We start from the raw sequence: 11901 nt of genomic DNA on the forward strand, positions 1-11901 counted from the left end.
TGCCGTAGTCCCGCAGGGTGGGTTAGTGCCGTAGGGTGGGCAAAGGCGCGAAGCGCCGTGCCCATCATCTCTCTGTAATCGCGAAGAAGTCGTGGGCACGCTTCGCTTTGCCCACCCTACGAGATCTCACTCCGCGGCAATCACCGTCATCTCCGGCCACAGCCTCTTCCATCGCTCCGCCTTCGCGGCGTAGTTCGCGGCGGAAAAATTCAGCGCACGATTGGGTCGCGCGATCAGCCCTGCGATGTCGTCGAAGCCATGCGGCGCGTAGACCTCATGGCCATCGCCCGCGCGCCTGACACCGACTTGCGTGTTCTGCGTCAGGAAGCGGTCGATGCCGTCAGTGGAACACGTCAACGGCGGATAAGGCAGGCCGTGCTTGGCGGGATACCACAAGTGCACGCGCGCCTGGTTGCGGATCTCGATCTTGGCGCCGAGGTGCCCGAGCCGCGCATGCAGCTTTCGGATCACGGCATCCTCAGTGTCCCACGAGGTGTCTGGGTCGAAATAGAAGACGTCATAATCGGAGATGCCGTGATCGATCGCGCGCTTTGTCAGCACGTTCCACACGGTCTGCGCGAGGCACCCCGCAACCAGCCACGCATCCGGCAGCGCGAGGCGATGGAGTTCATCGACGATCGCGGCATTGACCGGATTTTTCAGCGCCAGCGCGAGAAAGCGCGCCTCGTCCATCGCGTGGCTCATACGTCCTCGCGCGCGTCATATTGGGCGCGCGCCGTCTTCGAGGCCAGCGCGCGCCAGCGCCGCCGCAGGAACGGTTCGACGATCGCGCGCTTCGCCTTCGACAGGCGGATCAGCACGATCGGATAGTCGGCGTAGTGATCGGTGAAATAGAAGATTTTTGGCTGGCTCTCGACCAGCATGGCGCGCTCGTCGATCGGCACATCCGGCATCACCAGGCTGTCGCCGTCTTCTTTCAGGCGCGCCAGCAGCTTCTTGCGTACTTTCAGCGCCGGCGTGCCGTAGGAGGTGCCGTCCTCGACCTCCGGCCACGTCAGCGCGAATTTTCTGACGTCGTCGAAGGTCATGAGGATCAGCTCAGTGCACGGCGGTGAAGAACCGCGCGAGCCGGAAGCCGGAGAGCCAGGTCCACACCGGCTGGCCGCGCATGCCGAGATCCCAGGAGCCGAGCACGGCATCCGCGCGTCCGACCAGGTTGTCGATCGGAAGCATGCCGACGCCGCCGGAACGCAGCGGCACGCGGCTGTCGGCGGAATTGTCGCGGTTGTCGCCGAGCACGAACAGATGGCCGGGCGGCACCGTCACCTCGGGCGTGTTGTCGAGCGGACCGTTGTCGCGCATCTTGAAGATCAGATGCGAGACGCCGTTCGGCAGCGTCTCGACGTAGCGGTAGGCGGGCTCGCTGCCGCCATTGTCGTCCTCGGCCTGGCCGATGCCATCCGGCTTCAGCTCGGCGGGCCGATCGTTGATGAAGAGCTGGCCCTGCCGCATCTGGATGCGATCGCCGGGCAGACCGACGACGCGCTTGACCCAGGCCTGCGAGCGATCGCCGGGCCAGCGGAACACGACGACGTCGCCCTGCTTCGGCGTCTCCGCGAACACGCGGCCGCTCTCGGGCAGGTTGATCTGGATCGGCAGCGAGGAGGTGCCGTAGCCGTAGGGGAATTTCGAGGCGAGCAGGGCGTCGCCGATCAGCAGCGTCGGCTCCATCGAGCCCGACGGCACATAGAACGGCTCGGCGAGCGCGCCCTTGGCGATGAACACGGCGGCAACGATGCCGGCGAGCTGCATCAGCTGGCCGCCCCAGCCGCTGGTCCGCCGCTTGGCGGGGACGGTTACCTTCTCGACACTCATGCGCCTGTTCCACCTACCGTAATGCGTTCCATCAGAAGTGACGGCTGGCCGACGCCGACAGGCACGCCCTGACCGTTCTTGCCGCAGGTGCCGATGCCGGTATCGAGCGCGAGATCGTTACCGATCATGCGGATGCGATGCAGGTCCGTCGGCCCGTTTCCGATCAGCATGGCGCCCTTCAGCGGCGCGCCGATCTTGCCGTTTTCGATCTTGTAGGCCTCGGTGCACTGGAACACGTATTTGCCCGAGGTGATGTCGACCTGTCCGCCGCCGAAATTCGCGGCGAATACGCCGTTCTTCACGGAGGCGAGGATTTCGGCCGGGTCGCGGTCGCCCGCGAGCATGTAGGTGTTGGTCATGCGCGGCATCGGCACATGGGCATAGCCCTGACGGCGGCCGTTGCCGGTCGGCTTCATGTTCATCAGCCGCGCGTTCTGGCGGTCCTGCATGTAGCCGACCAGGATGCCGTCCTCGATCAGCACGGTGCGGTTGGTCGGCGTGCCCTCGTCGTCGATCGACAGCGAGCCGCGCCGCGAGGCGATGGTGCCGTCGTCGACGACGGTGACGCCCTTGGCGGCGACCTGCTGGCCCATCAGGCCGGCAAACGCCGAGGTCTTCTTGCGGTTGAAGTCGCCTTCGAGGCCGTGGCCGACCGCTTCATGCAGCATCACGCCGGGCCAGCCGGCGCCAAGCACGACGTCCATCTCGCCGGCAGGGGCGGGGATCGATTCCAGATTGACCAGGGCCTCGCGCAGCGCGCCGTCGGCGGCCTCGCGCCAATTCCTGCTCTCGATGAATTCGGCATAGCCGGCGCGGCCGCCGTAACCCTTGCTGCCGCTCTCCTGGCGGTCGCCCTGGCCGGCGACGACGGAGATGTTGACGCGCACCAGCGGGCGGATGTCGCGATAGCTCTCGCCGTCGGGCCGCAGGATCTCGACAACCTGCCAGGTCGCGCCCAGGCTGACGCTGACCTGCCGCACGCGCGGATCCTTGTCGCGCAGATATGCGTCGATCTCGGCGAGCAGCTTGACCTTGGTCTCGAAGCCCGGCGCATCCAGCGGATTGTCGTCACTATAGAGCCGCACGTTGGTATGCGCCGGCGGGGCGGCGAAGCTGCCGGAATAGCCGCCGCGCACCGCCGCGACCGCGTCCGCGGCGCGAATCAGCGCCGGCAGCGACACGTCGGAGGAATGCGCGTAGCCGACCGCGTCGTCCTTGACGGCGCGCAGGCCAAAACCTTGCGAGGTGTCGTAGGTCGCCTGCTTCAGCCGCCCATTGTCGAACATCAGCGCTTCGGTCTGGCTGTATTCCAGGAACAATTCGCCGTCGTCGGCGCCGGCAAGCCCGCGCGCGACCTCGTTGCGAACCTGGTCGCGATCGAGATTGGCGCGGTCGAGCAGGGAGGTTGTGGCAGGATTGGTCATGCGTCCGTCCATTATCGGGGGATGTTGGGCAAGATAATGGTTTCCCGCGCGTTCCGCGAGGGCCGGGCCGTCACATTACGGAAACGATAGGTACGGCTTCCCCTTAAACCGGCTTTCAGGATTTCGGGCTATCGAGGGCGACCCTTGGTGAGAGATCTGCCGGCAAAAGCATGTGGAATTCCCTGCTTGTGTTCTGGGATCAGTATCACGGCCTGATCATCGGCTTTGGCGCGCTGGGGCTGGTCCTGCTGTTCAACCAGTTCGTCTACCGCCGCTACTGGACCTCCTATCCCACCCGTGAGGCCTATGTCGCAGCTCACCCGGGCTGCGACACGGTGGACGGCGTCGTCTGCGCGACATGCCGGCGCAAGGCGCTGGTCGGGCCGGTGGCCGGAAGAGGCCGCATCTATCGTTGCGGCTGGTGCGACACGGAGCTCTATTGCGTCGACGCGGCGTGAGCGGTGCTACGGCAGCTTGTCGTAGCCCTCGCCGAGCCCGTTCAGGCTGAGCGGGAAGCCGATGCCTTCTTCCGGGGTCTCGAAGATGATGAAGGTCGCGGTCTTGGCGCTGCGCAGCTGGCCGAGCAGCTTGTCGTCCATGACGACCTCGGCGACGCAGCCATTGGGCAGGCAGCGGACGAAGCCGGCGCGGCCGACGTCCTGATTGTCGAGCTTCAGCCCGAGGCCGGAGGGCAGCAGCACGCCGAGCGGGGCGACCACGCGCATCAGGCGGCTCTTCTGGTCGGCGGTCTTGAGCACGATCACGGTCAGGCCGGCATTGGAGCGGTCCTCGGCGACCACGCTCTGGATCAGGGCGCATTGCTCGGTCTGGGCGCCCGGCGGGGTGTCGCAGCGGATCTGCCAGTCGCCATGGACGGAGCGCACCGCGCCCTGCGCATGGGCAAGGCCGGGCAGCGCCAGCAGGACGACCGCAGCCAGCAGGGCCGCCAGCGCCGTGAGGCCGTCAGCCTGCCTTTTAGCCAGCCTCGCCATGCATCTCGAAAACCCCATCGGGTCGGTCCCTCTGCTCGCCTGGGTCGCTCGCACCTGGCGGACTGATACGGGAATGACGGCGGCTTGAAGGCGATTCCCTAGCAAATTCCGCGCCGCTCACACCGCCAGCATCAGCACGAATCAGGTTCCTGCGCGGCTGTTCGCCAGTGCCTACCGCGGGCAATGCCGCTGTCAAGCCGCAGCATCCCGGGAAACGGTATTTTTGTCTGATGTTACTAGGAAATATCTTGCGGGTGATCGCTGACAGACCGGGCTCAAGACTGCATTGCGATAGATCAAGAATTATGGTTTGAGAGGCTTGATTTCGGCGTTCTAGCGATCTGGCCCCAATTCCTCTTAGAGGTATTCTTGCGCGGCGGTTTGTCAGACGGGCGGATCGAATAAGCGTTTCCCAAAAATAGGGGAGCGCACTTGGGGTGATTTCGTAAGGGGAGCGCGAACGGCATGAGGATGTCGATGGGTCGGGTGGGCCGGCATTTGCTGGGAATGGCCACCATCGCCTTGGTGGCGGCTGGCATGACGCTGGCGACGGGCGGGAAGGCATTCGCCGCAGAGCTCGGGCAACCGGCGCCGTGGGAATGGACGCTTCAGCAATCCGCCTCGCCGGTGATGGACAACATCGTCTGGTTCCACAACTTCCTGTTCGTACTGATCACCCTGATCACGCTGTTCGTTCTGGCGCTGCTGGTGATCGTGGTGCTGAAGTTCAATGCGAAGGCCAATCCGGTGCCGTCGCGGACCACCCACAACACGCTGATCGAGGTGGTGTGGACGCTGGTTCCGGTGCTGATCCTGGTCGGCATCGCGGTGCCGTCGTTCCGGCTTCTGTTCCTGGAGCTCGACGTGCCGAAGGCGGATATCACCGTCAAGGCGACCGGCAAGCAGTGGTACTGGTCCTATGCCTACCCGGATAACGGCAAGTTCGAGTTCGATTCGCTGATGGCCCAGGACAAGCAGCCCCGCCTGCTCGGCGTCGACAATGAGATGGTGGTGCCGGTGAACAAGGTGATTCGCGTCCAGGTCACCGGCGCCGACGTCATCCACGCCTTCGCGCTGCCGGCTTTCGGCGTCAAGATCGACGCCATTCCGGGGCGGCTGAACGAGACCTGGTTCAAGGCCACCAAGACCGGCATGTTCTACGGCCAGTGCTCGGAGCTCTGCGGCAAGGACCATGCGTTCATGCCGATCGCGATCCGCGTGGTGGAGGACCAGGAATTCGCCTCCTGGGTCGAGACGGCGAAGAAGAAATTTGCAAGCGGCGGCACCAGCACCTACGCCTCCGCGGCCGGCCCGACGCAGTAAGCGTCGGGTGACGGCTCGAGGGGACTGTAAGCGAGATAAAGGGCGGGACCTCCAAAAAGGTCCGAACGGGACGCAAGGCAGGATTTGAAAATGGCAACGAGCGCAGCGGCACACGGCGATCACGCGCATGACCACGAGCACGCCCATCCGACGGGATGGCGGCGCTACGTCTATTCGACCAATCACAAGGACATCGGCACGATGTACCTGATCTTCGCGGTCGTCGCCGGCATCATCGGTGCCGCGATGTCGATCGCGATCCGTGCCGAGCTGATGTATCCGGGCGTGCAGATCTTCCACGAGACGCACACCTACAACGTCTTCGTGACCAGCCACGGCCTGATCATGATCTTCTTCATGGTCATGCCCGCGATGATCGGCGGCTTCGGCAACTGGTTCGTGCCGCTGATGATCGGTGCGCCCGACATGGCGTTCCCGCGCATGAACAACATCTCGTTCTGGCTGCTGCCGGCCTCGTTCGCGCTGCTGCTGATGTCGACCTTCGTCGAGGGCGAGCCGGGCGCCAACGGCGTCGGCGCCGGCTGGACCATGTACGTGCCGCTGTCGAGCTCCGGCCATCCGGGCCCGGCCGTCGACTTCGCGATCCTGTCGCTGCATCTCGCCGGTGCCTCGTCGATCCTCGGCGCAATCAACTTCATCACCACGATCTTCAACATGCGCGCGCCGGGCATGACCCTGCACAAGATGCCGCTGTTCGTGTGGTCGATCCTGGTGACGGTGTTCCTACTGCTGCTGTCGCTGCCGGTGCTCGCCGGCGCGATCACCATGCTGCTCACCGACCGCAATTTCGGCACGACGTTCTTCGCGCCCGACGGCGGCGGCGACCCCGTGCTGTTCCAGCACCTGTTCTGGTTCTTCGGCCACCCCGAAGTGTACATCCTGATCCTGCCGGGCTTCGGCATGGTCAGCCAGATCGTGTCGACCTTCTCGCGCAAGCCCGTGTTCGGCTATCTCGGCATGGCCTACGCCATGGTTGCGATCGGCGGCATCGGCTTCGTAGTGTGGGCGCACCACATGTACACGGTCGGCATGTCCTCGGCGACACAGGCCTATTTCGTCGCCGCGACCATGGTGATCGCGGTGCCGACCGGCGTGAAGATCTTCTCCTGGATCGCCACGATGTGGGGCGGCTCGATCGAATTCCGCGCCCCGATGATCTGGGCGGTGGGCTTCATCTTCCTGTTCACCGTCGGCGGCGTCACCGGCGTCGTGCTGGCGAACGCGGGCGTCGATCGCGTGCTCCAGGAAACCTATTACGTCGTCGCGCACTTCCACTACGTGCTGTCGCTCGGCGCGGTGTTCGCGATCTTCGCCGGCTGGTACTACTGGTTCCCGAAGATGACGGGCTACATGTACAACGAGACGCTGGCGAAGGCGCACTTCTGGGTCACCTTCATCGGCGTGAATCTGGTGTTCTTCCCGCAGCACTTCCTCGGCCTGTCGGGCATGCCGCGCCGCTACGTCGACTATCCCGATGCATTCGCCGGCTGGAACCTGGTCTCGTCGGTCGGCTCCTACATCTCGGGCTTCGGCGTCCTGATCTTCCTCTACTGCGTGATCGACGCTTTCGCCCGCAAGGTGCCGGCGGGCGACAATCCGTGGGGTGCAGGTGCGACCACGCTGGAGTGGACGCTGCCTTCGCCGCCGCCCTTCCACCAGTTCGAAGTGCTGCCCCGCGTGCAGTAAGCCATCTTCCGCGGCGCCCGTCATGGGCGCCGCGGCTCTATAACGAAGCGAGTTAGATTAGTGTCCGTTCTCGACCACAACGCCATCGACATCAATCCCCGCATCTCCGAAGCGGAGGTTGGCGACTACATCGCGCTGCTCAAGCCGCGGGTGATGTCGCTGGTGATCTTCACCGCGCTGGTCGGCATGGCGATGGCGCCCGGGCATTTCCACTGGGTGCTCGCGATCACCTCGCTGCTGTGCATCGCCGTCGGCGCCGGCGCCTCCGGCGCGCTCAACATGGCGCTCGAAGGCGACATCGACGCGAAAATGTCGCGCACGGCGAACCGGCCGATCCCGCGCGGCCGCATCACCCGCCCTGAGGCCATGGCGTTCGGTACGACGCTCGCCTTCTTCTCGGTGATGACGCTCGGCATCCTCGTCAACTGGATCGCGGGCGCGCTGCTCGCCTTCACTATCTTCTTCTACGTCGTGATCTACACGATGTGGCTGAAGCGCTGGACCGCGCAGAACATCGTGATCGGCGGCGCCGCCGGTGCGCTGCCGCCGGTGGTGGCCTGGGCCGCGGTGACGGGCACGGTCGACGTCGAGCCGCTGCTGCTGTTCGCGATCATCTTCTTCTGGACACCGCCGCATTTCTGGGCGCTGGCGCTGTTCCGCTCCGACGATTACGCGCGCGCCGGCATTCCGATGCTGCCCAACGTCGCCGGCCCCGACGCGACGCGGCTCCAGATCCTGCTCTACACCATCGTGCTGATCGCGGTCGCCGCCGCGCCGTGGGCGCTCGGCTATTTCGACGCCGTCTACGGCGTCGTCTCGCTGATCCTCGGCGCCGGCATGCTGGTGCTCGCGATCAACGTCTACGTCCGTCGCGAGCGCAGCCAGTCCTTGCGCGCGACGCGAAAGCTGTTCGCCTTCTCGATCCTGTATCTGTTCGCGCTGTTCGCGACCCTGCTGGCCGAGGTCGTGTTCAGGGCGCTTGCTCCGATGGTTGGGGGCGCATGAGGCAGGAATGGCCGACAAACCCGAGCCAGATGGAATCGTCCTCACCGAGGCGCAGAAGAAGAGTCGTCGTCAGCGCTCCATTGCCATTGCTTTGGCGCTCGGCGTGCTCGTCGTGCTGTTCTTCGCCGTCACCATGGTCAAGGGACCGGCAGTGCTAGTCCGGCCGATGTAGGAATCATGGATCACGAGCCGACCATATTGGAGGACGTCAGCGCCAAGCCGGCCAATCGTAAGCCGGCCAAGGGTGGCGGGCTGGGCCGCGATGTGGTGGTTGCTTCCATCTGCGGCGGCGTGGTCGCGCTGATGGTAGGCGCCTCCTATGCGGCGGTGCCGTTCTACAATTGGTTCTGCCGCGCCACCGGCTTCAACGGCACGACGCAAGTCGCGACCTCCGCGCCCGCCAGCGGCCCGATCGCGCGGAAGATTTCGGTGCGCTTCGATTCCAACGTCGCGCCCGGCCTGCCCTGGAAGTTCGAGCCGGAGCAGAACGAGATCGAGGTCAATATCGGCCAGGTCGTGACTGTGTTCTACACTGTGACCAACCAGGCCGCGCGCACCACCGCCGGCCAGGCCGCCTACAATGTCGCGCCGCTGACGGTCGGGTCCTACTTCCAGAAGATCAACTGCTTCTGCTTCACCGAACAGACCATGGCGCCGGGCGAGAAGCGCGAGATGCCGGTCGTGTTCTATGTCGATCCGTCGATCGCCGACGATCACGAGAACGACGGGCTGAACACGATCACGCTGTCCTACACGTTCTATCCGGTGAAGGATCCGGTGGTGAAGCCGCTCGCCTCCGGCGAGAACGACAAACGCAAGGGAAATCTCTGATCGCCGGGCTCGCCCAGGGGTTGGAAACAAGGGGATAAGTGCCGGACAGGCACGGGATTGAGGAGAGAGACCGCAAATGGCTACCGCGCAAGGCAAGCATCACGACTATCACCTGGTCGATCCCTCTCCCTGGCCGGCGGTCGGTTCGCTCTCGGCCTTCATCATGGCGGTCGGCGCGATCGCCTGGATGCACCACATGTTCTCGGCCGCGCCGATCGTGTTCGGTGTCGGCACCGTCGGCGTGCTCTACACCATGGCGAGCTGGTGGGGCGACGTGATCAAGGAAGCCCAGTACAAGGGCGACCACACCCGCGTCGTGCAGCTGCATCACCGCTACGGCATGATCCTGTTCATCGCCTCCGAGGTGATGTTCTTCGTGGCCTGGTTCTGGGCCTATTTCAATGCGGCGCTGTTCCCGGCCGACGCCGTCCACGCCACCCGCGATGCGGTGTTCGGCTGCGGCCTCGGCACCCAGGCCGGTGCCTGCGCGGTCCCCGGCACCTGGCCGCCCCATGGCATCGAGACCTTCGATCCCTGGCACCTGCCGCTGCTGAACACGCTGATCCTGCTGACCTCAGGCACCACGGTGACCTGGGCTCACCATGCGCTGCTCGAGAACGATCGTCAGGGCCTGAAGTACGGCCTGATCCTCACCGTCGTGCTCGGCGCGCTCTTCACTTGCGTGCAGGCCTATGAGTACAGCCACGCGGCGTTCTCCTTCGCCGGCAACGTCTATGGCGCGACCTTCTTCATGGCCACCGGCTTCCACGGCTTCCACGTGCTGGTCGGCACCATCTTCCTGCTGGTCTGCCTGTTCCGCGCCTATGCCGGCCACTTCACGCCGAAGCAGCATCTCGGCTTCGAGTTCGCCGCCTGGTACTGGCACTTCGTCGACGTGGTCTGGCTGTTCCTGTTCCTCTGCATCTATGTGTGGGGACACGGTGCTGAGACCATGGCCCACGGCGCGCACTAAGTCGTCGTGAATTGATCAGAAAGGGCGGCCGCAGGGCCGCCCTTTCGCATTTTCTGCCGCCGCAAGTTTCGGCGGAAACTGTGATAGAGTCCCGCGATCATGAACGACGCCACCGGCACATCCGAGCCCGAGACAACCGTCCTGCAAAGCGCGATGCGCGGGCTTGCCTGCAAGTGTCCGCGCTGCGGCCAGGGCAAGCTCTACGCGGGCTTCCTGACGCTCGCGCCGTCCTGCGACCGCTGCGGCCTCGATTACGCTTTCATCGACAGCGGCGATGGTCCGGCGATCTTCATCATCATGCTGGCCGGTGCGATCGTGGTCGGCTGCGCGCTCGTCGTCGAGGTCAAGTACCAGCCGCCGTTCTGGCTGCATGCAGCGCTCTGGCTGCCGTTGATCCTCGCCACCACGCTGCTGCCGCTGCGTGCGATGAAGTCGCTGTTGATCGCGCTGCAATTCCACCACAAGGCGGCGCCGGGCCGGCTGGTCGACCGCGCGAAATGAACGAGCCGGCGCGCAAGCCTCGCGTGGCCGGCTTCGCGCTGTTCACGCTGTTCCTGACGGTGGTCTTGATCTCGCTCGGAGTCTGGCAATTGCAGCGCCGGACCGCCAAGCACGAGCTGATCGCGGCGCTCACCGAGCGGTTGGCCGAAGCGCCCGTCGCGCTGCCGCCGCCGTCGCAGTGGACCGCGCTCGATCCCGCGCACGACGAATTCCGCCGCGTCAGCTTTACCGCGACCTATGCGCCGCTTCCTGATGCGATGATCTATTCCTCCGGCTCGGCCGTGCGCAAGGACGCCTCCGGCCCCGGCACCTGGGCCTTCCTGCCGGCGCGCCTTCCGAGCGGTGAGACGATCGTGATCGACGCCGGCTTCGTCGAGAACACGATGCAGGACCGCGGCGTCGAGGATCGTGCGGTGAAGAAGCTCGTCACCGGGCAGCCCGTCGTGCTCACCGGCTATCTGCGCTTTCCCGAGGCGTCGGGCTGGCTGACGCCGGCGGAGAACCGCGACAAGCGACTCTGGTTCGTGCGCGATCATCGGGCAATCGCAAGCGCGCTGGGCTGGGGCACGGTTGCGCCGTTCTATATCGACCTGGAGCGGCCTGCGCCCGAGAACGGCATCCCGCGCCCGGGTCCGCTCGACGTGCATCTGAAGGATGATCATCTGCAATACGCCATCACCTGGTTCGCCCTCGCAGGCGCGGTGTTGATCGCGTTCGGCGTCTGGATGAAAGGACGACGCCCGGCCTGACATGACCGCAGGTTCCCAGAGGGAACCCGCAATCATCCGGGCTTTATTATTCAGCGCATATTCACGACTGTGGCCCTAAGCCGCGCGAAAATTTTCGCGGCAAACAGGATGTTGGCGTGAGCGATATTGATCAGATGGGAATCGTCGTCGACTGGGTCGACGCCTGCCGCACAGGCGACCTTGCGGGCCTGCTCGACCTCTATGCGGACGACGCCCGGGTCGAATGCACCTGCAACGGCACGCAACATTATCGTGGGCGAAACGAGCTCGAAACCTATTGGGGACCCCGGCTCAGCACTTTCTCGTCGGTCGGATTCGGCCTCGAAGAAATCAATCCTGTGCCGCACGGCATCGATCTCGAATATTCCATCGCGGGCTCACTGCGCATCCACGCCTCGTTCCGCTTCAGCGCGGAAGGCAAGATTTACAGTACGCTGTGCACGCCGTCGCCGCAGAACTCCCACGATGGCTGCGCGTGCTAAAGCATGATCCGGAAAAGTGCGAAGCGGTTTTCCGAAAAGATCATGCTCAAACAACAACCTAAAGCGCGATGACGATTC

Annotated in this window: 15 protein-coding genes; 10 read left to right on the forward strand and 5 right to left on the reverse strand. The window is 64.7% G+C overall.

Going from position 1 to position 11901, the window contains the following annotated elements; genetic code table 11:
• Window positions 1–126 precede the first annotated feature (126 nt).
• From BRAGE_RS0141790 to tldD, 4 genes are read right to left on the reverse strand one after another with little or no spacing between them, the layout of a single operon-like run.
• The gene (locus tag BRAGE_RS0141790; RefSeq protein ID WP_027561953.1) at window positions 127–693 is read right to left on the reverse strand and encodes a nucleotidyltransferase family protein; all 567 of its coding nucleotides are present in this window, start codon (window positions 691–693) and stop codon (window positions 127–129) included.
• An 8-nt stretch (window positions 694–701) separates the two neighbouring features.
• Window positions 702–1049, reverse strand: a complete 348-nt coding sequence (locus BRAGE_RS0141795; protein ID WP_027561954.1) for an MmcQ/YjbR family DNA-binding protein — start codon at window positions 1047–1049, stop codon at window positions 702–704.
• 10 nt (window positions 1050–1059) lie between these two features.
• Window positions 1060–1836, reverse strand: a complete 777-nt coding sequence (lepB, locus tag BRAGE_RS0141800) for a signal peptidase I (protein ID WP_027561955.1) — start codon at window positions 1834–1836, stop codon at window positions 1060–1062.
• Complete coding sequence (gene tldD, locus BRAGE_RS0141805) at window positions 1833–3260, reverse strand: metalloprotease TldD (protein ID WP_027561956.1); 1428 nt, start codon at window positions 3258–3260, stop codon at window positions 1833–1835. Before tldD ends, lepB begins: the two co-directional genes overlap by 4 nt.
• Window positions 3261–3430: 170 nt before the next feature.
• Here tldD and BRAGE_RS0141810 point away from each other — a divergent pair, with 170 nt between their 5' ends.
• A complete protein-coding gene (locus BRAGE_RS0141810; protein WP_035730640.1) occupies window positions 3431–3718 on the forward strand; it encodes a hypothetical protein in 288 nt (95 codons plus the stop codon).
• Window positions 3719–3724: 6 nt separating this feature from the next.
• Here BRAGE_RS0141810 and BRAGE_RS0141815 read toward each other — a convergent pair whose 3' ends face one another.
• Complete coding sequence (locus tag BRAGE_RS0141815) at window positions 3725–4270, reverse strand: invasion associated locus B family protein (protein ID WP_027561958.1); 546 nt, start codon at window positions 4268–4270, stop codon at window positions 3725–3727.
• 447 nt (window positions 4271–4717) lie between these two features.
• Here BRAGE_RS0141815 and coxB point away from each other — a divergent pair, with 447 nt between their 5' ends.
• The 9 genes from coxB to BRAGE_RS0141860 all read left to right on the forward strand — a co-directional run bounded on the left by coxB (window position 4718) and on the right by BRAGE_RS0141860 (window position 11823).
• Window positions 4718–5575, forward strand: coding sequence for a cytochrome c oxidase subunit II (gene coxB, locus BRAGE_RS0141820; RefSeq protein ID WP_027561959.1), 858 nt, complete (start codon window positions 4718–4720; stop codon window positions 5573–5575).
• Window positions 5576–5665: 90 nt separating this feature from the next.
• A complete protein-coding gene (gene ctaD, locus BRAGE_RS0141825; RefSeq protein WP_027561960.1) occupies window positions 5666–7282 on the forward strand; it encodes a cytochrome c oxidase subunit I in 1617 nt (538 codons plus the stop codon).
• A gap of 60 nt (window positions 7283–7342) precedes the next feature.
• On the forward strand, window positions 7343–8287 hold the full coding sequence (locus BRAGE_RS0141830; RefSeq protein ID WP_027561961.1) for a heme o synthase: 945 nt from the start codon (window positions 7343–7345) through the stop codon (window positions 8285–8287).
• Between the two features lie 7 nt (window positions 8288–8294).
• Window positions 8295–8459, forward strand: coding sequence for a hypothetical protein (locus BRAGE_RS0141835; protein WP_018644977.1), 165 nt, complete (start codon window positions 8295–8297; stop codon window positions 8457–8459).
• Between the two features lie 5 nt (window positions 8460–8464).
• Complete coding sequence (locus BRAGE_RS0141840; protein WP_027561962.1) at window positions 8465–9118, forward strand: cytochrome c oxidase assembly protein; 654 nt, start codon at window positions 8465–8467, stop codon at window positions 9116–9118.
• A gap of 76 nt (window positions 9119–9194) precedes the next feature.
• Window positions 9195–10091, forward strand: coding sequence for a cytochrome c oxidase subunit 3 (locus BRAGE_RS0141845; RefSeq protein ID WP_027561963.1), 897 nt, complete (start codon window positions 9195–9197; stop codon window positions 10089–10091).
• 99 nt (window positions 10092–10190) lie between these two features.
• Window positions 10191–10592 (forward strand): DUF983 domain-containing protein, encoded by a 402-nt coding sequence (locus BRAGE_RS0141850; RefSeq protein ID WP_027561964.1) that lies wholly within the window; start codon window positions 10191–10193, stop codon window positions 10590–10592.
• Window positions 10589–11341: an SURF1 family protein gene (locus BRAGE_RS0141855; RefSeq protein ID WP_027561965.1), complete on the forward strand. Its 753-nt coding sequence runs from the start codon at window positions 10589–10591 to the stop codon at window positions 11339–11341. Before BRAGE_RS0141850 ends, BRAGE_RS0141855 begins: the two co-directional genes overlap by 4 nt.
• A 116-nt stretch (window positions 11342–11457) precedes the next feature.
• Window positions 11458–11823, forward strand: coding sequence for a nuclear transport factor 2 family protein (locus BRAGE_RS0141860; RefSeq protein ID WP_027561966.1), 366 nt, complete (start codon window positions 11458–11460; stop codon window positions 11821–11823).
• Window positions 11824–11901 lie beyond the last annotated feature (78 nt).

The organism is Bradyrhizobium genosp. SA-4 str. CB756, from assembly GCF_000473125.1.
Classification (GTDB): domain Bacteria; phylum Pseudomonadota; class Alphaproteobacteria; order Rhizobiales; family Xanthobacteraceae; genus Bradyrhizobium; species Bradyrhizobium arachidis.